Origin of the sequence: Mycobacterium sp. 94-17, from assembly GCF_035617725.1 — a bacterium.
In the GTDB taxonomy this organism is placed as follows: Bacteria; Actinomycetota; Actinomycetes; order Mycobacteriales; family Mycobacteriaceae; genus Mycobacterium.
Genome location: NZ_JAPIYN010000027.1, coordinates 16,210 through 40,758, shown reverse-complemented (window position 1 = coordinate 40,758; position 24,549 = coordinate 16,210). Strand labels below are relative to the sequence as shown.

The window sequence follows — 24,549 nt, the reverse complement described above, 5'->3', positions numbered from 1 at the left end:
TGCGACACTTGCACCATGCCGCGGCTTAGCGAGCCGAGCCCTTACGTAGAGTTCGACCGGAAGCAATGGCGCGCGCTTCGCATGTCGACGCCGCTGGCCCTCACCGAGGACGAGCTCGTCGGCCTGCGGGGCCTGGGTGAACAGATCGACCTGCTGGAAGTAGAAGAGGTCTACCTGCCGCTGGCCCGGCTCATCCACCTGCAGGTCGCCGCGCGCCAGGGCCTGTTCGCGGCCACCGCCGAATTCCTCGGTGAACCCCAGCAAAACCCGGACCGGCCCGTGCCGTTCATCATCGGGGTGGCCGGCAGCGTCGCGGTCGGCAAGTCGACGACCGCCCGCGTGCTGCAGGCGCTTTTGGCACGCTGGGACCATCACCCCCGGGTGGACCTGGTCACCACCGACGGTTTCCTGTACCCGAATGCCGAGCTGGATCGGCGAAACCTGATGCACCGCAAGGGCTTTCCGGAAAGCTACAATCGTCGGGCGTTGATGCGGTTCGTGACCTCGGTCAAGTCCGGTTCGGACTACGCGTGCGCGCCGGTGTACTCGCACCTGAAATACGACATCATCCCCGGGGCCAAGCATGTGGTCCGCCACCCCGACATCCTGATCCTGGAGGGCCTCAACGTTCTGCAGACAGGTCCGACCCTGATGGTGTCGGACCTGTTCGACTTCGGCGTCTACGTCGACGCCCGAATCGAAGACATCGAGCAGTGGTACGTCTCGCGATTCCTGGCCATGCGCAGCACCGCCTTCGCGGATCCCGAATCGCACTTCCACCACTACTCGGCGTTGAACGACACCAAGGCGGTGGCCGCCGCTCGCGAGATCTGGCGGTCGATCAACCGCCCCAACCTGGTCGAGAACATCCTTCCGACCCGGCCGCGCGCCACCTTGGTGCTGCGCAAGGACGCCGACCATTCCATCAACCGGCTGCGGCTGCGCAAGCTTTAGCGAACCGCGTGGGCCGGTCACGCCTCGAGGCGGCGCAATCCCAGGTACTGCAGGGCCGCGAACGCCGCGGTGTACCCGCCGGCGGCCAGCGTCAATGCGACGCCGGTCAGCGTCAGCGGCAGTGCTGCCGCGGCCACGATCGAAACGAGCGTGAACGCGACGTTGGCCACCATGACGCTGACACCGACGCGGCGCAGCTGCGGCAACGCTCCGAGGCTGAACACCAGCAGGCCCGCCAGCACGAAGAAGGCGCCCACGCCGTATTCCTGGAAGGACGTCAGGCCGGTCAGCGACGCGATCGGGTCGGCGAAAAACGCGATGACCAACCCGCACAACCCCGTCAGGGTCGCGTCGGCACGCACGGCAAAACGCAACAGCGAGTCCGTCGAGTCGTAGAGGGGCCGGGTGGGAATGCTTGATACGCCGGTAATCGAGCTCATGTGCTTACTCCTCGCGATGGCGGGTTGGGTCGAACAGCCTTCAGGGTGCCGCCGGTGCACTGCCAGATCGACTCGTGGCGCTGCCAACTGATGCCACGGATTAGAAGACGAGGCAATTCGCCCGACTATTCCCGCCGGACGGATAAATATTTGACACGCGCCAGTCTGGCGGCCGGTGCCGTCCTAGTCGCTGGGGACCGGGACCCGGCCGCGAAGGTCCGTGGCGATCAGCCGGGCCGCGGCGTTCTGCCAATTGTGCAGCGATCGCTGCGGCACCTCGGTGACGAACCACTGCCACGCCTGCCGCGCCGTCGGATCCAGGCCCGAGGCGGTGGCGTTCTGCGCGTAGGCGCGCACCCCGACGACGTAGGGGAAGTACAGCGAGTTGTAGTGCCGCCACTCTTCGGTGGTGCCGAAGTCGCCGCCGTCGCGCGGTTTGAGCCGCGCTATGCCGTCGGCCAGCACGGCCTTGAGTTCGTTGGCGCGCTCGATCGGATGATCGGGGGCTCCCCGGGCGGCCAGCCGCTCGTCGATCACCGGCAGCGCGGTCAGCGGGCTGGCGACCAGCTTGGTCAGGTCGCCGTAGTGGCCCAGGGCCCGCCGGGTGAGCCTGGCGAAGGTGACGTCGTCGACGCCGGCAAGCGGATGCTCCTGGCGCAGCGGCAGCGCCGCCCCGGTATGCCGCAGCGCGGCCCGATCTGCCCGCAGCGCAGGCGATTTCGAGAACGCCAGCCGGTCGAGCACGCCGGCGAACGGATCGGCGAGCACCTGTACGGCGATCGCGATCGCCAGGCTGGTGAACAGCAGTACCGTCAGCACCGTCCGCGCGCCGGAATCACCGCGGGTCACCGCCAGACCGATCAGCGCCTGGCCGCCGAACAGCACCGCGACCGCCGCCGATCCGGCGAACGAGCGGAGCATGTCGTTGCGCAACGCGTGACCCTCGTCGAACGCGTCCCACAACGCGACGGCGACGCCGAGCCCCAGGACGTCGCAACTGGTCGACGCCAGCGCAACCCAGCTGGGCACCAGGCCCAGCGGAATGATCAGAATCGCGTTACTCAGCGCGAAAAACAGGGTGGCGGTGACGGCGAGTCCGACGGCCGGCCGCGGCCGCCGCGGGCGGCGCAACGCGACGGCCATCGCGCCGAGGGTGGACGCGGAGATCACCACGAACATCAGCCAGTGGCCCGGCCGCAGCGGCCCGTCGACACTCCCGGCCCACGCCGCCCCGGCCAGGGCCAGCGCGGCCACCCCGGCCACGAGCGACAACTCGCGGGCGCGCGACCGCCCGCCGTCACCGGGCCGGGACAGCTCGACGAGCACCGCGAACCACGCGACGCCGGGGACGGTCGCCAGGTACACCTCGACACGGCTCAACGCCTGGGCATACGCGGGACTGGCGGTCCTCACCGCGTCCAGCCCCACCACGAGCGCGAATCCACACAGACCCACCGCCGCCAGCGTCAGGACGGGCTTGCGCGGATCGCGGGCCGCCAGATAAAGGCCCAGCCAGGCGCTCAGCGTGAACACCACCGCCGACAGCGCAGCCATGCACCCAGTGTGGCATGCGGGTGGGCTCCCCCTTAAGACCGTTGCGCCGCCCGATCGCCGGATTACGATCCACCTCGTGGACGATCCGGCCATCCCGTCGGGACGGAACGAAAAGGGCGGAAAAATCATGAGCCAAGACGACCTGACGGTGGTGCGGCATCAAAGCGGAGCGCGGGTATCCACGCTGCCGCAGGCCTTTCAGGAGACCGCGGCCTTACGACCGGACGCGGTGGCCATCCGGACGGTCGGCAACGAGGTCGCCATCACCTGGCGCCAATACCGCGACCGGGTGCGCAAGATCGCCACCGGGCTGGCCGCGCTCGGTGTCGAACGCGGGCATACGGTCGGTCTGATGCTGCGCAACCGGCCCGAGTTCCACCTGGCGGACGCCGCCGTCATGCATCTCGGCGCGATACCGTTCTCGGTCTACAACACGTCGGCGCCGGACCAGATCCGGTACCTGTTCTGCAATGCCGGAAACACGATCGTCTTCACCGAGAAGGACTTCCTGCCCGCCGTCAAGGCGGCCGGAACCGGCCTCGCCCACGTCATCGTCGTCGACGCCCATGCCGACGACGCGGACGACTACCTCACCCTCGACGACCTCGAATCCCGTTGCGCCGAAGCCGGGTTCGATTTCGACGCGGCGTGGCGGGCGGTGCGGCCGGACGACGTCGCGACGCTGATCTACACCTCGGGAACCACCGGGCCGCCCAAGGGCGTCGAGCTCACCCACAGCAACGTGATCGCCGAGTTCTCCGCCATCGTCGACCTGGTCGACATGCGGCCCGACGATCGGATCACTTCATACCTGCCGCATGCACACATCGCCGACCGGGTCAGCGGTCACTACGCCAACATGGTGCTCGGAGTGCTGCTGACCGACGTCGACGACCCCTCCGCGATCGCGCAGGCGCTGCCCGATGCCCGCCCGACGCTGTGGTTGGGCGTGCCGCGGGTCTGGCACAAGATCAAAGCGGGCATCGAGGCCAAGCTCGGTGCGGCGAGCGGGGCCAAGGGGCGGTTGGCGCGCTGGGCCATCGACACCGGTGTCCGCGCCGCCCGCCAAACATTGGCGGGCGAGCCACTGTCCGCCTCGCTCGCGTTGCGCCGCGCGATCGCCGACCGCCTGGTGCTGGCCAAACTGCGTTACGCGCTCGGCCTGGACCAGTTGCGCTGGGGAGTGACCGGCGCGGCACCCATACCGGCCGAAACGGTCGAATTCTTCTGGGGCCTCGGCATTCCCGTCTATGAAGTGTGGGGGATGTCGGAGAACACCGGAGGCGCGACGGCCAACGGGCCCGGCGCGAACAAGGTCGGTTCGGTTGGCAAGGCGCTGCCCGGGGTCGAGGTCACGCTGGCCGGCGACGGCGAACTGCTGGTGCGCGGGCCCGTGGTGATGCCGGGCTATCGACGTCAGCCGGAGAAGACCGCGGAAGCGATCGACGCCGAGGGCTGGCTGCACACCGGCGACATCGGCACCATCGACGCCGACGGCTTCGTCAAGATCGTCGACCGGAAGAAGGACCTGATCGTCAACGAAGCCGGCAAAAACCTTTCACCGGTCAACATCGAGATGGCGATCCAGGCCGCGTCGCCGTTGATCGGTCAGGTGGTGGCCCTCGGCGAGGCCCGCCCGTACGTGACGGCACTGCTCGTCCTCGACCCGGACGCCGCGGCGGCGCAGGCGGCCGCGCTCGGCATTCCCGAACCGACGGCCGCTGCGTTCGCCCAACGAGCCGAGGCGCGGGAGACGCTGACGGCCGCCGTCCGCGAGGGGAACTCGAAGCTTTCCCGCGTCGAACAGGTCAAGCGTTTCCTCATCGTCGGCACCCCGTGGGAACCGGGCGGAGACGAACTCACCCCAACGATGAAACTCAAGCGCAAGCCGATCACCGAGAAGTACTCCGCCGAAATCGACAAGCTCTACGCCGCGACGCCCGGGCCGGACATCGTCGACCTGTCCGCCTGAGCGTTACTTGCCGTGCCGGCGATCCCGCCGGGTGTAGTCGCGCAGCGCGCGCAAGAAGTCGACGCGCCGGAACGCGGGCCAGTGCGTTTCGCAGAACCACATCTCCGAATACGCGCTCTGCCACAGCAGAAATCCCGACAGCCGCTGCTCGCCCGAGGTGCGGATGACCAGGTCGGGGTCGGGTTGCCCTGAGGTGTAGAGGTTTTCGGAGATGGCGTCGACGGTGACCGCGTCAACGAGGTCTTCGCCGGTGACGCCATTGGCGAGTGCCTTATTGAGCAACGCGCGCACCGCACCGACGATCTCCTGCCGCCCGCCATAGCCGACGGCCACGTTGACGTGAAAGGACGCGACGCTGGGGGTGGACTCGACGGCGCCGCGCAACCGGCGGGCCGGCTCGTCGCCGAGCAGTTCGAGGTCCCCCACCGTGCGCACGCTCCAGCGGTTGGCCGGTGCGCAGATCTCCTCGACGACGTCGGTGATGATTTCGATCAGCCCGGCCAACTCGTCGGGATCGCGTTGCAGATTTTCCGTGGACAACAGGTACACGGTGGTCATTTCGACGCCCGATTCCTGGCACCAGCGCAGCATCTCGGCGATCTTGGATGCGCCCATCCGGTAGCCGTAGCTGACGTCGTCGTATCCCGCGTCGCGGGCCCACCGCCGGTTCCCGTCGCACAGCACGGCGATATGCCGCGGCAGCTGGGACTTCGAGGCGGCCAGGCCCTGCCGCAGGCGCAACTCGTAGACGCGATAGAGCGGGTCTTTGAGGCGCGGCGGGATAATTTCCACGAACGTCTACCCTACTGCCAGCGGTGATCTATTCACCCTGTTCGTTTGGCGTTCGTTTGGCGCTCGTCGAGATTGTGTGGCAACCATTCCTGGCTACTGTGGATCGTGAACAACGCCGGGTGACTTTTTCGTTGGCATCCCTCGTTGCGAGAACAAGACACAGGAGACATGAGCAACCAGACGAGCACCGTCCCCAACTCAGAGCCCGAACCCGAGTCGATCGTTCCGGGCAATACAGTCGGGCAGATCGTCGAGGGCGCCGCCCAATTGTTGGGCAAGCCCCGCATGCGAGGCTGGATCCACTTCGTATCGGCGTGGCTGGCCATCATCACAGGCGCCACGCTGGTGTCGGTGTCATGGGCGGTCGCCTCGCCGCGGGCCGGCCACTCGACGCTGGTCTACGCCGCGGCGACGGTGGCGATGTTCGCGGTCAGCGCCACCTACCACCGGGTGCACTGGAAGTCGGATGCCGCGCGCAACCGGATGAAGCGGCTCGACCATTCGATGATCTTCGTCTTCATCGCCGGTAGCTACACGCCGTTCGCGCGACTGGTCATGCCGCAGCGGACCGGCGTGCTGGTGGAGTGCATCGTCTGGGGCGGCGCCGCCGCCGGCATCGCGCTGAAGATGTGCTGGCCGAGCGCGCCGCGCTGGGTCGGCGTGCCGCTGTACCTCCTGCTGGGCTGGGTGGCCGTCTGGTTCGCCCCCACGATCCTGCACCAGGCCGGGGTGGCCGCGATGGTGCTGCTGGCGGTGGGCGGAGTGTTTTACAGCGTGGGCGGCATCTTCTACGGACTGCGCTGGCCCGATCCGTGGCCGAACACGTTCGGCTATCACGAGTTCTTCCACGCCTTCACCGCGATCGCGGCCATTCTGCACTACATCGCCATGTGGTTCGCCGTGTTCTACACGGCCGACCAGGCCTGGCTGGCGGTCCGCTAAGCCGGGGTGACGTCGTCCTCCGGCGACCAGTAGGCCTTCATCGAGGCGATCTTGCCCTGGCCGTCGAAGACCATGACGTCGATCGGCTCGATCACCATCCGATGCTCGCCCGCGGTGACGGTCAGCCGGAACTGGAAAGCCGCCTCGTTGCCGGCGACGCGGAGCGTCACCAGTTCGCATTCGCGCTGCACGTCGTTGACCGCGGAGTAGAAGCCGTGGATCGCCTGCCGGCCGATGTGCACCTCGCCGCCCACCGGGTCTTCGACGGTGGCGTCGTCGGCGTACAACTCGACCAGGTCATCGGCACTGCCCTCGGCGACCAGTGCGATATAGCGGTTGACCGTGTCTTTGATCGCTTCGGTCTTGGCGGCGTTTGGCATGGGACGCAGGGTAACCCCGTACTAGTGACCCGCGACACCCAGGGCGGCGGCCAGTTCGGTCCCGCCGGTCACCGGCAGGTCGCACACCTGGCCGCGGCACACGTAGGCGGTGTCGGCGCCGCCCACTCGGGGCCGGCCGGCCAGCAGCGCCGACGAATCCACCTCGCCGCCCACCACGATGGCCCCGCCCGGCGCCAGCCGTCGCGCGTCGGCCAGCAGCGTCGAGGCCGACGGGTCGCAGGCGACCGCGATCTGCAGCGGTCCGCGCACGGCCGCTTCCGCGACGGCCAGCCAATGCCCGGCCGAGCGCGGCGCGCGGTCCAGCAGCACCGAGTGCGCGGCGAGCGTTTCGGTGGCCGCGCGCAGATACCGCTCGGCGCGGTCACCGTCGACCAGATGCGCGGCGGTCAGCAGAGCCTCGCTGATCGACGACCCTCCCGACGGCGTGGCGCCGTCCAGTGGGTCCGCCGGCCGCAACACCAACCGCTCGGCGTCGTCGGCGGTGTCGAACCAGCGGCCGGGCCGTGACCGATCGGCGAAGTGCTCCACCGCGGTGTCCAGCAGGTCGGTTGCCGCCGACAACCAGATCGCCTCGCCGGTCAGTTGATACAGCGCGAGGAGCCCGGTGGCCAGCATCGCGTGGTCCTCGAGGATGGCCGCGCCGTCGCCGACCACGCCGCCCAGGCTGGCGCGGCGCAACCGACCGTCCACGACATGCAAATCCAGCAGCGAACGCGCGCAACGCCCGGCGGCCTGAACCAACGCGGGCTCGTCGAGCGCCACAGCGGCCTCGGTCAGCGCGGTGATCGCCAACCCGTTCCAGGAGGTGATCACCTTGTCGTCGCGCCCGGGCTGGGCCCGGGTGCGCCGGGCCGCCAGCAGTGCCGACCGCACGCGATCCAGCCGCTGCGGATCCTGCGGGTCGGCGGGAAGCTGCAGCACCGATGTGCCGTGCTCGAACGTGCCGCTGCCGGTCACCGCGAAAACACTTGCCGCCCAAGGGCCGTCGTCGGGTCCGAGCACGTCGCTCAGCTGCTCCGGCGTCCAGACATAGGTCGAGCCCTCGCGGCCGTCGGCGTCGGCGTCCAGCGATGAGGTGAACATGGCGCCGTCGGTCATGTCGTCGAGCAGGAACCCGGCGGTCTGGGCGGCGACCCGTCGCGCCAGTGGGTCCCCGGTGCGTCGAGCCCAGTGCGCGTAGGCGCGCAACAGCAGCGCGTTGTCGTAGAGCATCTTCTCGAAATGCGGTACCACCCAGGCGTTGTCGACGCTGTATCGGGCGAAGCCACCGCCGAGTTGGTCGTAGATGCCGCCGCGGGCCATCGTGTTGCCGGTGTGCTCGACGGCCGCTGACGCCGCCGCCGATCCGGTGCGCTCGAAGTTGCGCAGCAGCGCTTCGAGCAGCGCCGACGGCGGGAATTTGGGCGCACCGCCGAACCCGCCGTGCACCGTGTCCCGGTCGGCCAGCACCGCGGCGACGGCGTGGTCGCACAGCTCGGGTGCGACGTCGGGCCCGCCATGGGCGGGCAGCCCCGAGGCGATCTTGCGCAGCTCGCCGGCGATATGGTCGGACGCCTCCTCCACCTCACCGCGGCGTTCCCGCCAGGTGGCGGACACCGCCGAAAGGAGTTGCAGAAAGCCCTCTTTGGGATAATAGGTGCCGCAGAAGAAAGGGCGGCCGTCCGGCGTGAGGAAACACGTCATCGGCCAACCGCCGTGCCCGTTGAGGGCGACCGTGGCGTTCATGTACACGGCGTCGATGTCCGGGCGTTCCTCGCGATCGACCTTGATGCAGACAAACCCCGCGTTCATCGCGGCGGCCACCTCGTCGTCTTCGAACGATTCGTGGGCCATGACGTGGCACCAGTGACAGGCCGCGTAGCCGACCGACAGCAGGATCGGTACGTCGCGGGCGGCGGCACCGGCCAACGCCTCGGGAGTCCACTGCTGCCAGTGCACCGGATTGTCGGCGTGCTGGCGCAGATACGGGCTGGCAGCCAGCCCAAGGGTATTCGTCGACGCGGGATCAGCCGGGCTCATCGCCGGGCCCAGGCGATCTCGGCGACCCGTCCGTCCGGTCCGGGGCATCCCCCTGCTCGACCGCGTCGGTGCCCTCGTCGGCGGCCTGATCCGGTTCGGGATGTTTGGGATCGAACGATTCCGGCACCTTCTTCAGCTGCCGGTTCATCGACCGCAGCAGAAACATCGTGCTGATCAACAGCAGCACGACGATCAGCAACCCGACCGGGCTGGCCTTGCCGAAGTCGGGGCCGGTGTGGTGCGGCGGCCCGTCGGCGTGCCAGCCCGCGACGGTCAGATACAAACGATTCACTCGTCGCTCTCGATTCCGGCGAACAGGTCGTCCTCGGGCAGCCGGGCCGGGACCCGCGAGCGCGCCAACTCGAATTCCTCAGTGGGCCAAAGCCGTTGCTGCCACGCGATGGGAGCGGCGAAGAAGTCGTGGTCGGGGTCGATTTGTGTGGTGTGCGCCCGCAGCGCGTCGTCGCGCTGACTGAAATACGCCGAGCACTCGACCCGCGTGGTGACCCGGGACTCGAACGGATCGTGCTTGGCGTCCCAGTGCTCGAGCCACTTCTTGAACGGGGGCTGCTGACCGTGCTTGATGGCCTCGTCGTGCAGCAACTGCATCCGGGCGCGCAAGAAGCCGTGGTTGTAGTAGAGCTTGGGCACCGTCCACGGCTCGCCGGCGTCGGCGAAACGCCGGTAATCGCCGGCCGCCTCGAACGCCCCGACCGAAACCTGGTGGCAGCGAATGTGATCGGGATGTGGATAGCCGCCGTTTTCGTCGTAGGTGGTCATCACGTGCGGGCGGAACTCGCGGACCACGCGGACCAGCGCCCCGACCGCCTCGTCCAGCGGCACCAGCGCGAAACAGCCCTCTGGCAGCGGTGGGGGCGGGTCACCCTGGGGTAGCCCGGAGTCGACGAACCCCAGCCAGGTGTGCTCCACGCCGAGTATCTCGGCGGCCTTGGCCATCTCGTCACGGCGGATTTCGGCGATGTGTCCGTGCACCTCGGGCAGGTCCATCGCCGGGTTGAGAATGTCGCCGCGCTCACCGCCGGTCAGCGTCACCACCAGCACCCGATGGCCTTCGTCGGCGTAGCGGGCCAGGGTGGCCGCGCCTTTGCTGGACTCGTCGTCGGGGTGGGCGTGCACCGCCATCAACCGCAACTCGCTCACATGCCCCCTTGTCACCTCTGGTGGTCGCCCGGTCTGACCCTATAATTCCAGTTCCGAGTTCGTTGCATGCCGGCGGCGCTGCCGCGCGGCCGACAACCAGGCATAACCAGGAATGACCGAAACCCCGATTACGCGTCCGGAGTCCCGCTACGGGCGCTCCGCGCTGTCGCGTGTCCCCCGCCGGGGGGTGGCGGTCACGCTGGGCGCCCTGGTGGTCGTGACCGGTCTGGTCATTGCCGTCATCGGCTATCACCGGTTCGGCACCAGCGACGTCAAGGGGACGACGGCCGGCTACCGGGTGATCGATGACCAGACGGCGTCGATAACGATCAGCGTGACGCGATCGGATCCGTCGCGGCCGGTGGACTGCATCGTGCGCGTCCGCTCGAGGGACGGCAGCGAGACGGGCCGCCGCGAACTGTTGGTTCCGCCGTCGGACGCGACCACCGTGCAGGTGACCACCACGGTGAAATCCTCCGAGCCGCCGGTGGTGGCCGACATCTATGGCTGCGGTACCGATGTGCCCGCCTACCTGCGCCCGGCATGACCTCCCAATCCACGGCGAACTGCGAATATGGGGTCATCAACTGTTAGCGCGGTGGTAACATGGATGAACACACGGTTCCGGTTGGGACCGTGTTGCTGCATTAGCGGCCGTGAGCGAACGGAGCGGCAGCACACGGGGCGGCACCCGCACTGCGGGGCGGTGGAGCTAACAGGATTCAACGCGGACTCGCGGAACAACATACGAGGAGCACGACGAGATGACGGACACTTCCGTTACCTGGCTTACCCAGGAGTCACACGACCGACTCAAGGCCGAGCTGGATCAATTGATTGCGAATCGTCCGGTTATCGCCGCGGAGATCAACGACCGCCGCGAGGAAGGTGACCTGCGCGAGAACGGCGGCTACCACGCCGCCCGCGAGGAGCAGGGCCAGCAGGAGGCGCGTATCCGCCAGCTGCAGGACCTGCTCAACAACGCGAAGGTCGGCGAGGCGCCCAAGCAGTCCGGCGTCGCGCTGCCCGGCTCGGTGGTGAAGGTCTGCTACAACGGCGACGAGTCCGACACCGAGACCTTCCTGATCGCCACCCGCCAGGAGGGCGTCAACGACGGCAAGCTCGAGGTGTACTCGCCGAACTCACCGCTGGGCGGCGCCCTGATCGACGCCAAGGTGGGCGACACCCGCAGCTACGTGGTGCCCAACGGCAACACGGTCGAGGTGAAGTTGCTCAGCGCGGAGCCCTACCACGAGTAATCAGCCTCGTTTCGGCGGGCGCCCGGCTGCCCGGGCACTCGCCGTCCCGTGCCCGGCCCGCCGGGCGTTCGGGCTGCGCTAAGCCGGCTGGCGCGCTCAGCCGAGCGCCTGATCGAGATCGGCCAGCAGGTCGGCGATGTCTTCGATGCCGACCGACAGGCGCACCAGATCGGCGGGGACTTCCAGTTGCGACCCGGCCGTCGAGGCATGCGTCATGGCGCTGGGGTGCTCGATCAGCGACTCGACCCCGCCCAGCGATTCCGCCAGGATGAACACTTTGGTCCCGGCGCACAGGGCGCGGGCGGCGTCGCGCCCGCCGCGCATGCGGACCGACACCATGCCACCGAAGCCGCGCATCTGCCGCGCGGCGATGTCGTGTCCGGGGTGTGCGGGCAGGCCGGGGTAGAGCACCGCTCTCACCGCCGGGTGCCCGGCGAGGAATTCCGCTACGGCGGAAGCGTTTTCGCTGTGCCGCTGCATGCGCAGCACCAGCGTCTTCAGGCCGCGCATGGTCAGGTAGGCGTCGAACGGGCCGGGCACCGCGCCCGCCCCGTTCTGCAGAAACGCGAACGCCTCGTCCAGCTCCTGGTCGTTGGTGACCAGCGCACCGCCGACCACATCGGAGTGCCCACCGATGTACTTGGTGGTGGAGTGCAGCACGATGTCGGCGCCCAGCGTCAACGGCTGCTGCAGCGCGGGCGAGGCAAAAGTGTTGTCCACCAATACCTTTGCCGAGTTACGCCGACCCAGTTCGGCCAGGGCGGCGATGTCTGCGATGGACAGCAGCGGGTTGGTCGGGGTTTCCACCCAGATCAGCCGGGTTCGCGGCGTTATCGCGGCGGCGACGGCGTCCGGCTCATGCAGCGCCACCGGCGTGTAGTCGACGTTCCACTGGGTGAAGACCTTATCGATCAACCGGAAGGTGCCGCCGTACGCATCGTTGGGGATCACCACGTGGTCGCCGGGCCGCAGCACCGCCCGCAACGCGCAGTCGGTGGCGGCCATGCCCGAACCGAACGCCCGCCCGTAGGCGCCGTTTTCGACGGCGGCCAGCGCCGCTTCCAGTGCGGCGCGGGTCGGGTTGCCGGTGCGCGCGTATTCGAACCCGCCGCGCAGGGAGCCCACGCCGTCCTGGGCGAAGGTGCTGCTGGCGTAGATCGGAGCGTTCACCGCGCCGGTCGCCGGATCCGGCCGATAGCCGGCGTGAATCGCCTTGGTGGCCAGTCCGGTGAACTCGGGGTGCCGATCGCGGTCGTCGCTCATCGACGATCAGCCTAGGTGACGGCCGGCCCCTCGGCGCCGTCGATCGGCAGGCACACCGTCGTCATGATCTTGTCCGCCAGCGTTTGACGCTTCGAATCCCACAGCGGGAAAAGGAAACCGATGAAACAAATGATCGCGTCGACGAAGTGCGCCAGCGAGCGCAGCACCGACATCCCGAAGCCCAGCGGTTGGCCGGTGACCTCGCTGACCACCTTGAACTTCAGCACCGATTTGCCGACGCTCGACCCGGTGGTGCCCTGGCGGAAGCCGAAGTTCCAGATCAGATAGAACAGTCCGATCACCGACGCCAACCACTGCGCCACCAGGCCGGTGGTCGAGTTCTGGGTGGCGCAGTACTGGTTGACGGCGTATTGCGTAACGTCGGTGATGCAGGCGGTCTGCTGCGTCGCCACCAGAATCGCGGTGCCGATGCCGTGCACGACGACGTACGGGAGGATGTCGACGACGAAGGCCAGCGCGCGGGTGAGCCACGGCGTGTAGTCCTGGGTCGGCAGGGTGCGGATCGCCGGTCCGGGCGGCGGCGGCGCGTACCCCCCCGCCGCGGGCGGGGGCGGCGGGTACGACCCACCGGGCGGCGGCGGGGGTGGCGGAGCGGACGCGCCGGCGGACACCTGCGCGGGCGGCGCGACCTCCGGCCCACCCGAAGGCGGCCGCTGCTGCCCACCGGCGGGCCCGGGTGACGAAGGAGGCGGTGGATAAGCGCCGCCGGGCGGCGGTTGATCGGTCATGGGCAACCTTCCACTCGGGGTCCAGCCGAACTAGGCCGAAAGAGTACCCGAGCGCGTCGCGGCCGGACGAGATGAGAGCCGGAGGCGTGCGGCCCTGCGGGCTACCGGCGCCCGGAGGCCCCGCGGGGTCCGTCGGAGAGGAAACCCAGTAAGTCGTAGCGGGTGATCACGCCCACCGGTTTGCCTTCCTCGACCACCATCAGCGCGTCCCAGTCCCGCAACGCCTTGCCGGCCGCGCTGACGGACTCCCCCGCACCGATCATCGGCAGCGGCGGGCTCATGTGCAGCGCGACCGCGTCGGCCAACTTCGCCCGGCCCTCGAAGACGGCGGACAACAGTTCGCGTTCGGAGACGCTGCCGGCCACCTCCCCGGCCATCACCGGGGGCTCGGCGCCGACCACCGGCATCTGGGACACCCCGTACTCGCGCAGGATGCCGATCGCGTCGCGGACCGTCTCGGACGGATGGGTGTGCACCAGGTCAGGCAGCTCACCGGACTTGCGGCGCAGCACGTCTCCGACCCTGGACTGGTCGGTGGAACCGTCGAGGCGGCTGCGCAGGAACCCGTACGACGACATCCAGGCGTCGTTGAAGATCTTCGACATGTAGCCCCGGCCGCCGTCGGGCAGCAACACCACCACGATCGAGTCGGGGCCGGCCTCCTCGGCGACCTTGAGCGCGGCGACCACAGCCATCCCGCACGACCCGCCGACCAGCATCGCCTCCTCGCGGGCCAGCCGCCGGGTCATGTCGAAGGAGTCGGAGTCGGACACGGCGATGATCTCGTCGGGCACCGTGCGGTCGTATGCCTGCGGCCAGAAGTCCTCGCCGACCCCCTCCACCAGGTACGGGCGGCCGCTGCCGCCCGAGTACACCGATCCCTCGGGGTCGGCGCCGATGATGCGCACCCGGCCGTCGGACACCTCCTTGAGGAAGCGGCCCGCCCCGGTGATCGTGCCGCCGGTGCCGATGCCGGCGACGAAGTGCGTCACCTTGCCGTCGGTGTCGGCCCAGATCTCCGGGCCGGTGGTGGCGTAGTGGCTGGCCGGACCCTCCGGGTTGGCGTATTGGTCGGGTTTCCAGGCGCCCTCGATCTCGGTGACCAGCCGGTCGGAGACGCTGTAGTAGCTGTCGGGGTGCTCGGGCGGCACGGCGGTCGGGCAGACGACGACGTCCGCCCCGTAGGCAATCAGCACGTTTCGCTTGTCCTCGCTGACCTTGTCGGGGCAGACGAACACGCACTTGTAGCCGCGGTGCTGGGCGACGAGGGCCAGCCCGACGCCGGTGTTGCCCGAGGTGGGCTCCACGATGGTGCCGCCGGGCCGCAGCTGCCCGCCGGCTTCGGCCGCGTCGATCATCTTGACCGCGATCCGGTCCTTCGAACTGCCGCCGGGATTGAGGTATTCGACCTTGGCCGCCACGATGCCTGCGCCGTCGGGGACGACGGAGTTCAGGCGCACCAGCGGTGTGCCGCCGATGAGGTCACTGATGTGCTGCGCGATCCGCATGCGTTCATCGTCTCAGGCGGTTTCGCGCGGTGCACAACGACTCCGCGCGGAATTCGCGCATCTACTCCGTTGCCTCGCGGATGTAGTCGCCGATCTGTCGCAGCGAACGCATCGCCTCGGGCACCACCGGGGCGGCCAGCTGGAAGTCATGGATCTGCCCGGGCCAGACCCGCACCTCGGCAGGCACGCCCACCGCGGCCAGCCTGCCGGCCGCCAGCCGCGCGTCGTGCAACAGCACCTCGGAACCCGACACGTGGATCAGCGTGCGCGGCAGGCCCGGCTTGATGTGTTCCAGCGGCTCGTAGATCTCTTCGGGCTTCCCGTCGACGATGTTCTTTTCGGCCGCGGCGGCCACCAGTTGGGTGAGCGCATCGAACGCCCCGGCCGTGAACATCGCATCCGTCTCGATGTTGGGGTGGGCCTGCTTGGGTTCCTTGGCCAGCTGCAGCAGCGGCGAGATGGCCACCAGCGCCGCGGGCTCTTCCCCCTCCTCCTGCAGGCGTTGGGCCAGGGTGAGAGCCAGGTAGCCGCCCGCGGAGTCACCGGCCAGCACGATCTGGTCGGGTTCGTAGCCGTGCCGGCGCAGCCAGCGGTACGCGTCGTGGCAGTCGTCGAGCGCCATCCCGACCGAATTCTTCGGCAGCAGACGGTAATTGACCACCAGGATGGGCGAGTCGGCGAACTTGGAGAGCGCTTCGACGAGCCGCCCGTGCGAATTCGCTCCACAGGTCAGAAAGGCACCACCGTGCAGGTAGAGGATCACCCGGCGGGTGCCGTCGGCGGGCAGCACCCCCGGCGCGCGCACCAGCTGCGCCGACGCATTGGGCAGCTGCACCGTCTCGCGGACCGTGGCCGACACCGGGATCACCACCCGGGCAGTGAGATCGATGAGACCCCAGGGCCATGGCAGGTTGGGGACGTGGCTGCCGACGGACAGGATCGGCCGGATGGTCAGCCGCGAGGTGAGATTCGCCAGTCGGGCGGCGACGCTGGGACCGGATTCGAGGACCTCGACCGGTGCGCCGTCGCTGATCGCGAACTTGCGCGCCTGGGCTCGACGCGCCCGCAGAACGTCGTGGGGCCGAAGGGTATTTGCCGCTGACCCCGATTCCTTGCTAGGTGCAGTCATGCTCGCCACTTCCTACGCCGTCGTAGTGCGATACAGCATGCGGAGGCGCCCAAGCGTCCGGTTCAGCCGTTTGCCATGGCGCTCAGACGACCCCGTGCTGTCAGCTTGACAGGTATTGCTTAGTACAACGTATGAAATAGCTGATTCGATACCAGTTTTGATTCGCACCGTGACCACTTCGTTTTCCAGGCGCCCGCGCAAACCTGCCGGCCGCTCTAAACTTGATCGCGTGACCATGCGGGTGCCACGTCGTTCGGCGATCGCGCTGGCCACAGCGGGCGCGCTGGCCTCGACGGGAACGGCCTACCTGGGGGCGCGGAGTCTGCTGGTCGGCCAGGCCACCCACGCGCGCACGATCATCCCCAAGTCGTGGGACATCCCGCCCCGCGCCGACGGCGTGTACATGCGCGGCGGCGGCCCGGTGGAACGGTGGCACCGCGGCGTGGCCGTCGACCTGCAGCTGATGATCTTCGGTGACTCGACCGCCGCCGGATACGGCTGCGTGAGCGCCGAGGAAGTGCCCGGGGTGCGGGTCGCCCGGGGCCTTGCCGAGCAGACCGGGAAACGAATCCGGTTGAGCACCAAGGCGATCGTGGGCGCCACCTCCAAGGGCGTGTGCGGTCAGGTCGACGCGATGTTCGTGGCGGGCCCGCCACCGGACCTCGCGGTGATCATGGTCGGCGCCAACGATGTGACCGCCCTCAACGGCATCAGCCAGTCGGCGCAGCGGCTGGCGACGACCGTCCGCAAGCTGCGCACCCGCGGCGCCGTGGTGGTCGTCGGCACCTGCCCGGACCTCGGGTTGATCAGCGCCATCCCGCAGCCACTGCGGTCGCTGGCGCACGAGCGTTGCCTGCAGCTCGCCCGCGCCCAGACGGCGACGGTCCGGTCGGCCGGCGGCGTGCCGGTGCCGTTGGCGCAGCTGATGGCGCCGCAATTCCGCGCCACCCCGGACGCCATGTTCTCCGCCGACGGCTACCACCCGTCGGCGCCCGCCTACGCGCTGGCGGCCGACGCGCTGCTGCTCGCGCTCTGCGATGCGCTGGGCGAGGACGTGCAGGGGTTGCCGCCGAGTGCTCCGATGCCGGTGGCGGCGCCGATGCTCGGTCAGCGGCACACCCGAACCAGCGTGATGTCGCGGCTGTGGCGGCGTCCGATGCCCGGACCTGCCCCGACTTCGTGCCCCGAGGTCGGCAGCGACTAGATTTGTTCTCGCCCGTCGGCGTGGACCCACCGCCCGAAGGTGAAGCGAGCCAGCCCCATCCGTGGGATCTGCAGGGATCTGAAGGGAACCACCATGCCTGAAGCCGTCGTCGTCTCAACTGCTCGCTCGCCGATCGGCCGCGCGATGAAGGGGTCGCTGGTCAACATGCGCCCTGATGACCTGACCGTGCAGATCGTGCGCGCCGCGCTGGACAAGGTGCCCGCCCTCAACCCGCACCAGATCGACGACCTGATCCTGGGCTGCGGCCAGCCCGCCGGGGAATCCGGCTACAACCTGGCCCGGGTCGTCGCCGTCGAGCTGGGCTTCGACTTCCTGCCGGGCACCACGGTGAACCGGTACTGCTCGTCGTCGCTGCAGACCTCGCGGATGGCGTTCCACGCGATCAAGGCCGGTGAGGGCGACGCCTTCATCTCCGCGGGTGTGGAAACCGTGTCCCGCTTCGCCAAGGGCAGCGCCGACTCGTGGCCGGACACCAAGAACGCGCTGTTCGATGCGGCCCAGGAGCGCTCGGCCGCCGCCGCGCAGGGCGCCGACGAGTGGCACGATCCCCGCGCCGACGACAACATTCCCGACGTCTACATCGCGATGGGACAGACGGCCGAAAACGTGGCGCTGTTGACCGGCATCAGCCGCGAAGACCAGGACCACTGGGGGGTGCGCAGCCAGAACCGCGCCGAGGAGGCGATCAAGAGCGGGTTCTTCGAGCGCGAGATCACCCCGGTGACGCTGCCCGACGGAACCACCGTGAGCACCGACGACGGCCCGCGCCCGGGTACCACCTACGAGAAGATCAGCCAGCTCAAGCCGGTGTTCCGGCCCAACGGCACCGTCACCGCGGGCAACGCCTGCCCGCTCAACGACGGCGCCGCCGCGGTGGTGATCACCAGCGACACCAAGGCCAAGGAACTGGGCCTGACGCCGCTGGCGCGCATCGTGTCCACCGGGGTGAGCGGCTTGTCCCCGGAGATCATGGGCCTGGGACCGATCGAAGCGACCAAGAAGGCGCTGGCGCGCGCCAAGCTGTCGGTCAGCGACATCGACCTGTTCGAGATCAACGAGGCGTTCGCCGTCCAGGTGCTGGGCTCGGCGCGCGAACTGGGCATCGACGAGGACAAGCTGAACGTGTCCGGTGGCGCGATCGCGCTGGGCCACCCGTTCGGCATGACCGGCGCGCGCATCGCCACCACGCTGCTCAACAATCTGCAGACGTACGACAAGACGTTCGGCGTGGAGACCATGTGCGTGGGCGGCGGCCAGGGGATGGCGATGGTGTTCGAGCGGCTCAACTAGGCCGCTCGCCCGCGCTCGGTCGGCGCCGAACGTAGGGTCCGTGAACGAATTAACCGTGGTTTTCGTACTTGAGGCCCACGCTCGGCGCGCCTGAATCCGCGTCAGCGCACGAAAAAACCGGCACGCCGATCGGCGTGCCGGTTTTTCTCCGGGACAACGCTAGTCGTTCTGCAAATAACTCAGCAGGCGCAGGATTTCGATGTACAGCCAGACCAGCGTCACGGTCAGGCCCAGCGCGATACCCCAGGCCGCCTTCTCCGGCGCGCCGGCGCGGACCATCTGGTCGGCCGCGTCGAAGTCGATCAGGAAGCTGAACGCGGCGATGCCGATGCACACCAGTGAGAAGATGATCGCCACCGTGCCACCGCTGCGCAGGCCCAGGCCGGTGCCCCCGTTGACGTGGAACATCGCCAGCACGAAGTTGCCCAGCATCAGGGCCAGCACGCCGAACATCGCGGCGACCAGCATGCGGGTGAACTTGGGCGTCACCCGGATGGCGCCGGTCTTGTAGACGACCAGCATGCCGAAGAACACCCCGAAGGTGCCCATTACCGCCTCACCGATCAGCGCCCCGGCGTTGGCGTTCGACACCGAGAAGTGAGCGAACACGAACGAGATGGCGCCCAGGACCAAACCCTCGAGCACGGCGTAGCTCAGCACGATGCCGGGGTTGTCCTGCTTGCGGCCGAAGGTGGCCACCAGCACCAGGACCAGGCCGCCCAACCCGCCGACCAGGGCCAGCGGCATGGCCAGCGCCACGTCGCGGGCCACCACGAAGTAGGAGACCACGGCGGACAGCGCCAGCACGGCCAGCGTGATGCCGGTCTTGGTGACGACGTCGTCGATGGTCAGCGGACGCGAGGCTTTGGCCTCCTGGTACGGGGCCGGGTAAGGAGCCGCGTAGGGGTCGGCACCGTAGCCCTGCATGGGGGGCGCTGCAGTGCCGAATTGCGCGTATCCGCCCCTCTGCTTAGGCAGCGAACGAAATACCGGGTTGCTTGTCTCCCGCACCGTCGGATCCTCTCTGATTGGCTTCGAGCTGTGCGAACACAATCTCAACGATCGGCGCTGCCCGCTGGTTCCCAGCGGACCTGGGCTTTTTGCGGTGCATAGGGCCGGCGCCGTTGTCGTCGCGTTAAAGATAACCCTTACCCGCGGGTACCGCGCCGGTCGTGACGATCTAGATTTCTTCCTCGGGGCCGGACCGGCCTGGATCGGCTCAAGGGAGGCGAGGGCGTGACCGACGAATCCGATGAGGTCCTGACCGAAGTCGAGGAAGGCATCGGCTTGATCACCCTCAACCGGCCCAAGGCCATCAACTCGCTCAATCAGCACATGGTGGACGCGCTGAGCGCCATCCTCACCGGCTGGGCGGACGACGACGCGGTGCGCGACGTGGTGCTGTCCGGCGCAGGCGAGCGCGGACTGTGCGCCGGCGGCGACGTGGTCTCGATCTATCACAGCGCGCGCAAGGACGGCGTCGACGCGCGACGGTTCTGGCGCGACGAGTATCAGCTCAACGCGCAGATCGCCGATTTCCCCAAGCCGTACGTGGCGTTGATGGACGGCATCGTGATGGGTGGCGGCGTGGGCGTCAGCGCGCACGCGAACACCCGGGTGGTCACCGATACCTCCAAGATCGCCATGCCCGAAGTCGGCATCGGCTTCATCCCCGACGTCGGCGGCGTCCATCTGCTGTCGCGGGCTCCCGGCGGCCTGGGCCTGCACGCCGCGCTGACCGGGGCGCCGTTCTCCGGGGCCGACGCCATCGCCATGGGCTTTGCCGACCACTACGTCCCGCACTGCGACGTCGAGGCGTTCCGCCGCGCGGTCATCGGCGACGGTGTCGAGCGGGCGCTGGCCAAGCACGCCGTCGAACCGCCACCCAGCGAGCTTGACGCGCAACGCGACTGGATCGACGATTGCTTCGCCGCCGACACCGTCGAGGACATCGTCGCCGCTTTGCGCGGCCACGACGCGGGGCCGGCCAACGCGGCCGCCGACCTGATCGCGACCCGCTCCCCGATCGCGCTGTCGGTGACACTGCAGGCAGTGCGCCGCGCCGCCCACCTCGAGACACTGAAAGACGTTCTGGTGCAGGACTATCGGGTGTCTTCGGCGTCGCTGCGCTCGCACGACCTGGTGGAGGGCATCCGCGCGCAGCTGATCGACAAAGATCGAAATCCGCAGTGGTCGCCGGCGCGGCTGTCCGCGGTCACCGCGGCCGACGTCGAGGCGTATTTCGCCCCGGTCAACGACGACTTGAACTTCTAGAAAGGCGTCCTGGATGACAGACCCGACTCCCACGAACTACGAGACCATCCTCGTCGAGCGCGATGAGCGTGTCGGCATCATCACCCTGAACCGGCCCAAGGCACTCAACGCGCTGAATACTCAGGTGATGAACGAAGTCACCAGCGCAGCAGCGGATTTCGATGACGACCCCGGCATCGGCGCGATCATCATCACCGGCTCGGCCAAGGCGTTCGCCGCCGGGGCGGACATCAAAGAGATGGCAGACCTGACGTTCGCCGACGCCTTCGGCGCCGACTTCTTCGCCCCCTGGGGCAAGCTCGCCGCGGTCCGCACGCCGACGATCGCCGCGGTGGCCGGGCACGCTCTGGGTGGCGGCTGCGAGCTGGCGATGATGTGCGACGTCCTGATCGCCGCCGACACAGCGAAATTCGGCCAGCCCGAGATCAAACTCGGTGTGCTGCCCGGCATGGGCGGCTCCCAGCGGCTGACCCGCGCCATCGGCAAGGCCAAGGCCATGGACCTCATCCTGACCGGCCGCACCATCGGCGCCGAGGAGGCCGAACGGAGCGGTCTGGTCTCGCGAGTGGTGCCGGCCGACGACCTGCTGACCGAGGCCAAGGCCGTCGCGACCACCATTTCGCAGATGTCGCGCTCGGCGGCCAGGATGGCCAAGGAGGCCGTCAACCGCGCGTTCGAGTCCACCCTGGCCGAAGGACTTCTCTACGAGCGCAGGCTGTTTCACTCGACTTTCGCGACCGAGGACCAGTCCGAAGGAATGGCGGCCTTCGTCGAGAAGCGCCCGCCGAACTTCACCCACCGCTAGGACGCGGCCATGAGCGAACCGGGTTCGGCGACAAACACGGACGCAGGCGAGCAGCCGGCGGACGTCGCCGGGGATCCCGTTCCCGAGGCAGCGGCGCCACCGGCACCGCGGGCAGAGCGCACGACACCCACCCTGCCCTGGACTGAAAAGCCTTGGTGGGTGCGGCATTACACGTTCACCGGCACCGCGGTCGGCCTGGTTTTCATCTGGCTTTCGCTGACTCCGTCGCTGCTGCCCCGCGGGCCGCTGTTCCAGGGACTGGTCAGCGGGTTCTCAGGAGCCATCGGCTACGGGCTGGGCGTTTTTTCGGTCTGGCTGGTGCGGTTCATGCGCGAAAAGGAGCACAGCCCGCCGCCGCCGCGCTGGGCGTGGAAGGTGCTGATCCCGATCGGCGTGGTGGGCCAGGTGCTCATGGCGATCTGGTTTCACGTCTGGCAGGACGACGTGCGGGACCTGATGGGTGTCGAGCACCTCAACTGGTACGACTACCCGCTGTCCGGGGTGCTGTCGCTGGTGGTGTTGTTCACGGTGGTCGAGCTAGGCCAGTTCACCCGCTGGCTGGTCAGATTCCTGGTCGGACAGCTCGACCGCATCGCACCGTTTCGGCTGTCCGCGACCATCGTGGTGGTGGTGCTGATCACCCTGACCATCGCCGTGCTCAACGGCGTCGTGCTCAAGTTCGCGATGCGCACCATGAACCACACCTTCGCCTCGGCCAACAACGAGATGAATCCCGACACCGCTCCGCCGAAGACCCCGCTGCGCTCCGGGGGGCCGGAGTCGCTGGTGTCGTGGGACTCGCTCGGCCGCGAGGGCCGCGTGTTCGTCGAGGGCGGTCCGACGGTGGAGCAGCTCGGCTCGTTGAACGGGACCCCGGCGCTCGAGCCGATCCGGGCCTACGCGGGACTGGACTCATCGAAGGGCATCACGGCGACCGCCGAGCTGGCGGCCCGGGAATTGCAGCGCACCGGCGGGCTGCAGCGCGCCGTCGTCGCGGTGGGCACCACCACCGGCACCGGCTGGATCAACGAGGCGGAAGCCTCGGCGCTGGAGTACCTGTACAACGGCAACACCGCGATCGTGAGCATGCAGTATTCGTTCCTGCCGAGCTGGCTGTCGTTCCTGGTGGACAAGGAGAATGCGCGGCAGGCGGGGCAGGCGCTCTTCGAGGCCGTCGACAAGCTGATCCGCCAGATGCCCGAGGCCCAGCGGCCCAAGCTCGTCGTGTTCGGGGAGAGCCTGGGGTCGTTCGGGGGCGAGGCGCCGTTCCTGAGCCTGAACAACGTGCTGGCGCGCACCGACGGCGCGTTGTTCAGCGGACCGACCTTCAAAAACACCATCTGGACGGACCTGACGTCGACGCGCGACAGCGGATCGCCGGAGTGGTTGCCGATCTACCAGGACGGCCGGTACGTCCGATTCGCCGCCCGCGCAAAGGATTTGACGCGTCCAAACGCGCCGTGGGATCACCCGCGGGTGGTGTATCTGCAGCACGCCTCGGATCCCATCGCGTGGTGGACGCCGGAGCTGTTGTTCAAGGAGCCCGACTGGCTGCGCGAACCGCGCGGGTATGACGTGCTGCCTCAGACACGCTGGATTCCGGTCGTCACCTTCCTGCAGGTGTCGGCCGACATGGCCGTGGCGTTGGACGTGCCCGACGGGCACGGCCACCGCTACATCGCCAACGTCGCCGACGGCTGGGCGGCCGTGCTGTCACCACCCGGCTGGACGCCGGACAAGACGGCGAAACTGCGTCGGCTGCTGCACTCCGACGAGACGGACTAGACCCAGCGAGGGCTGACGTCGCCGGCGTCCGCGAATACCCGGCCGCCGGCCAGCTCGCTCAGCACGCCGGCCCCGGCCAGCGCGTGATAGCCGCCGATGACGTCGGTGGCCCGATGCAGGCCGATGTCCAGCAGGGCGGCGGCCGCCAGGCTGGACGTATAGCCCTCCGAACACAGGATCACCCATTCGACGTCGTCGCCGACGGCCTCGGGCAACCTCGCCTCGCTGGTGGGATCGCAGCGCCACTCCAGCACGTTGCGTTCGATCACCAGGGCCGCAGGCACCTCCCCCTCGCGAGCGCGCTGGTCCTGCGGCCGGATGTCGACCAGCACCGCGCCGCGCCGCAGCGCCTCGGGCACCTCGCCGGCGGGCAGGCGGCGATACCGGCGCCGGGCGGATCTCAAGACGACGTCGATGCGGCTCATGACGATCCTTCTGGCTGGTCGGTCAGTTCGGTGCGCTCGCGGCGCAACGTCTTGCGGTCGGTGATCTGGTAGTACGACATCGCGGTCAGCGGCGGCGAGTAGGCGTGCACGCTCAGGGTGGGCTGCACCGGGGCGGCGGCGCTCGGCGCCGCGCCCGGCAGGCGGGCGGGCACCGTGACCGGCCGCGGCGCCCAGACCACGTCGTGCACCCAGCCCAGCGGGAATCCGGCCTGATCGCCGGCGTCGAGCCGGCGGCGTCGCAATGCCCTACCGTCCCAACGGTATTCGTTCAGCGATCCGGAAATGACGGTCAGCGCGCCCAGCGACCCACCGTGGTCGTGCAAATCGGTCGGCTCGCAGGGCACCCAGCTGATCAGCCAGATGTCGAGTTCCTCGTCGCCGTGGATGCGGGCGAACCAGCGCCGCGACTGCGGTATGCCGCCCGCCGGTAACAGGTGGTCGCAGCGCCCGCTGAGCACGTCGTCGGCGGCCTGGTCGGTGGCGTAGAGCAGGTCGGGCACCCGCAGCCGGGTGGGGCCGGAGGACGGGGTTCGCAGGCGGGGGGCGACCGGGGCGGGGACGCGCACGGGTCCGGCAAGGGG

General features: G+C 68.7%; 24 protein-coding genes. 10 read left to right on the top strand and 14 right to left on the bottom strand.

Annotated elements, in window-relative coordinates; genetic code table 11:
• The first annotated feature begins 15 nt into the window (after window positions 1-15).
• Window positions 16-954: a type I pantothenate kinase gene (gene coaA / locus OQ789_RS23495; RefSeq protein ID WP_324688576.1), complete on the top strand. Its 939-nt coding sequence runs from the start codon at window positions 16-18 to the stop codon at window positions 952-954.
• Window positions 955-971: 17 nt separating this feature from the next.
• On the opposite strand, the gene OQ789_RS23490 is transcribed toward coaA, so the two are convergent.
• The gene (locus tag OQ789_RS23490; RefSeq protein WP_324688575.1) at window positions 972-1,394 is read right to left on the bottom strand and encodes a hypothetical protein; all 423 of its coding nucleotides are present in this window, start codon (window positions 1,392-1,394) and stop codon (window positions 972-974) included.
• Between the two features lie 183 nt (window positions 1,395-1,577).
• Window positions 1,578-2,948, bottom strand: coding sequence for a hypothetical protein (locus OQ789_RS23485; protein ID WP_324688574.1), 1,371 nt, complete (start codon window positions 2,946-2,948; stop codon window positions 1,578-1,580).
• A gap of 127 nt (window positions 2,949-3,075) precedes the next feature.
• Here OQ789_RS23485 and OQ789_RS23480 point away from each other — a divergent pair, with 127 nt between their 5' ends.
• The gene (locus OQ789_RS23480) at window positions 3,076-4,920 is read left to right on the top strand and encodes a long-chain fatty acid--CoA ligase (RefSeq protein ID WP_324688612.1); all 1,845 of its coding nucleotides are present in this window, start codon (window positions 3,076-3,078) and stop codon (window positions 4,918-4,920) included.
• A 3-nt stretch (window positions 4,921-4,923) separates the two neighbouring features.
• On the opposite strand, the gene OQ789_RS23475 is transcribed toward OQ789_RS23480, so the two are convergent.
• A complete protein-coding gene (locus OQ789_RS23475) occupies window positions 4,924-5,712 on the bottom strand; it encodes a (2Z,6E)-farnesyl diphosphate synthase (RefSeq protein ID WP_324688573.1) in 789 nt (262 codons plus the stop codon).
• A gap of 168 nt (window positions 5,713-5,880) precedes the next feature.
• Between OQ789_RS23475 and trhA the strand changes: the two genes are divergently transcribed.
• Window positions 5,881-6,654 (top strand): PAQR family membrane homeostasis protein TrhA, encoded by a 774-nt coding sequence (trhA, locus tag OQ789_RS23470; protein ID WP_324688572.1) that lies wholly within the window; start codon window positions 5,881-5,883, stop codon window positions 6,652-6,654.
• On the opposite strand, the gene OQ789_RS23465 is transcribed toward trhA, so the two are convergent.
• The 4 genes from OQ789_RS23465 to mca are packed head-to-tail and all read right to left on the bottom strand — an operon-like array spanning window position 6,651 to window position 10,235.
• Complete coding sequence (locus OQ789_RS23465) at window positions 6,651-7,034, bottom strand: nuclear transport factor 2 family protein (RefSeq protein WP_324688571.1); 384 nt, start codon at window positions 7,032-7,034, stop codon at window positions 6,651-6,653. The genes trhA and OQ789_RS23465 overlap by 4 nt on opposite strands.
• A 21-nt stretch (window positions 7,035-7,055) precedes the next feature.
• Entirely contained in the window at window positions 7,056-9,074 is a 2,019-nt protein-coding gene (locus OQ789_RS23460) for a thioredoxin domain-containing protein (RefSeq protein ID WP_324688570.1), read from the bottom strand.
• Complete coding sequence (locus OQ789_RS23455) at window positions 9,061-9,366, bottom strand: hypothetical protein (RefSeq protein ID WP_324688569.1); 306 nt, start codon at window positions 9,364-9,366, stop codon at window positions 9,061-9,063. The genes OQ789_RS23460 and OQ789_RS23455 overlap by 14 nt, the downstream gene beginning before the upstream one ends.
• On the bottom strand, window positions 9,363-10,235 hold the full coding sequence (gene mca, locus OQ789_RS23450) for a mycothiol conjugate amidase Mca (protein ID WP_324688568.1): 873 nt from the start codon (window positions 10,233-10,235) through the stop codon (window positions 9,363-9,365). The genes OQ789_RS23455 and mca overlap by 4 nt, the downstream gene beginning before the upstream one ends.
• Before the next feature lie 112 nt (window positions 10,236-10,347).
• Between mca and OQ789_RS23445 the strand changes: the two genes are divergently transcribed.
• Both OQ789_RS23445 and greA read left to right on the top strand, forming a co-directional pair.
• Window positions 10,348-10,782, top strand: coding sequence for a DUF4307 domain-containing protein (locus OQ789_RS23445; RefSeq protein WP_324688567.1), 435 nt, complete (start codon window positions 10,348-10,350; stop codon window positions 10,780-10,782).
• A 217-nt stretch (window positions 10,783-10,999) separates the two neighbouring features.
• Complete coding sequence (gene greA, locus OQ789_RS23440; RefSeq protein ID WP_324688566.1) at window positions 11,000-11,494, top strand: transcription elongation factor GreA; 495 nt, start codon at window positions 11,000-11,002, stop codon at window positions 11,492-11,494.
• 96 nt (window positions 11,495-11,590) lie between these two features.
• Here greA and OQ789_RS23435 read toward each other — a convergent pair whose 3' ends face one another.
• The 4 genes from OQ789_RS23435 to OQ789_RS23420 form a co-directional block, all read right to left on the bottom strand.
• The gene (locus OQ789_RS23435; protein WP_324688565.1) at window positions 11,591-12,757 is read right to left on the bottom strand and encodes a cystathionine gamma-synthase; all 1,167 of its coding nucleotides are present in this window, start codon (window positions 12,755-12,757) and stop codon (window positions 11,591-11,593) included.
• Window positions 12,758-12,768: 11 nt separating this feature from the next.
• Window positions 12,769-13,506, bottom strand: coding sequence for an RDD family protein (locus tag OQ789_RS23430; protein WP_324688563.1), 738 nt, complete (start codon window positions 13,504-13,506; stop codon window positions 12,769-12,771).
• A gap of 101 nt (window positions 13,507-13,607) precedes the next feature.
• Window positions 13,608-15,014, bottom strand: coding sequence for a cystathionine beta-synthase (locus tag OQ789_RS23425; RefSeq protein ID WP_324688562.1), 1,407 nt, complete (start codon window positions 15,012-15,014; stop codon window positions 13,608-13,610).
• Window positions 15,015-15,075: 61 nt separating this feature from the next.
• On the bottom strand, window positions 15,076-16,143 hold the full coding sequence (locus OQ789_RS23420; RefSeq protein WP_324688561.1) for an alpha/beta hydrolase: 1,068 nt from the start codon (window positions 16,141-16,143) through the stop codon (window positions 15,076-15,078).
• Window positions 16,144-16,384: 241 nt separating this feature from the next.
• On the opposite strand from OQ789_RS23420, the gene OQ789_RS23415 reads away from it, so the two are divergent.
• Window positions 16,385-17,347, top strand: coding sequence for an SGNH/GDSL hydrolase family protein (locus OQ789_RS23415; protein WP_324688611.1), 963 nt, complete (start codon window positions 16,385-16,387; stop codon window positions 17,345-17,347).
• 93 nt (window positions 17,348-17,440) lie between these two features.
• A complete protein-coding gene (locus tag OQ789_RS23410; RefSeq protein WP_324688560.1) occupies window positions 17,441-18,658 on the top strand; it encodes an acetyl-CoA C-acetyltransferase in 1,218 nt (405 codons plus the stop codon).
• 159 nt (window positions 18,659-18,817) lie between these two features.
• On the opposite strand, the gene OQ789_RS23405 is transcribed toward OQ789_RS23410, so the two are convergent.
• Window positions 18,818-19,669, bottom strand: coding sequence for a Bax inhibitor-1/YccA family protein (locus tag OQ789_RS23405; RefSeq protein ID WP_324688559.1), 852 nt, complete (start codon window positions 19,667-19,669; stop codon window positions 18,818-18,820).
• A 225-nt stretch (window positions 19,670-19,894) separates the two neighbouring features.
• Between OQ789_RS23405 and OQ789_RS23400 the strand changes: the two genes are divergently transcribed.
• The 3 genes from OQ789_RS23400 to OQ789_RS23390 are packed head-to-tail and all read left to right on the top strand — an operon-like array spanning window position 19,895 to window position 23,522.
• Entirely contained in the window at window positions 19,895-20,932 is a 1,038-nt protein-coding gene (locus OQ789_RS23400; RefSeq protein ID WP_324688558.1) for an enoyl-CoA hydratase/isomerase family protein, read from the top strand.
• Between the two features lie 13 nt (window positions 20,933-20,945).
• Window positions 20,946-21,737 (top strand): enoyl-CoA hydratase, encoded by a 792-nt coding sequence (locus tag OQ789_RS23395; RefSeq protein ID WP_324688557.1) that lies wholly within the window; start codon window positions 20,946-20,948, stop codon window positions 21,735-21,737.
• Window positions 21,738-21,746: 9 nt separating this feature from the next.
• Entirely contained in the window at window positions 21,747-23,522 is a 1,776-nt protein-coding gene (locus OQ789_RS23390; RefSeq protein WP_324688555.1) for an alpha/beta hydrolase, read from the top strand.
• Here the strand turns inward: OQ789_RS23390 and OQ789_RS23385 are convergent.
• Both OQ789_RS23385 and OQ789_RS23380 read right to left on the bottom strand, forming a co-directional pair.
• On the bottom strand, window positions 23,519-23,947 hold the full coding sequence (locus tag OQ789_RS23385; protein ID WP_324688554.1) for a rhodanese-like domain-containing protein: 429 nt from the start codon (window positions 23,945-23,947) through the stop codon (window positions 23,519-23,521). The genes OQ789_RS23390 and OQ789_RS23385 overlap by 4 nt on opposite strands.
• A complete protein-coding gene (locus OQ789_RS23380) occupies window positions 23,944-24,504 on the bottom strand; it encodes a cysteine dioxygenase (protein WP_324688610.1) in 561 nt (186 codons plus the stop codon). Before OQ789_RS23380 ends, OQ789_RS23385 begins: the two co-directional genes overlap by 4 nt.
• Between the last annotated feature and the right edge of the window lie 45 nt (window positions 24,505-24,549).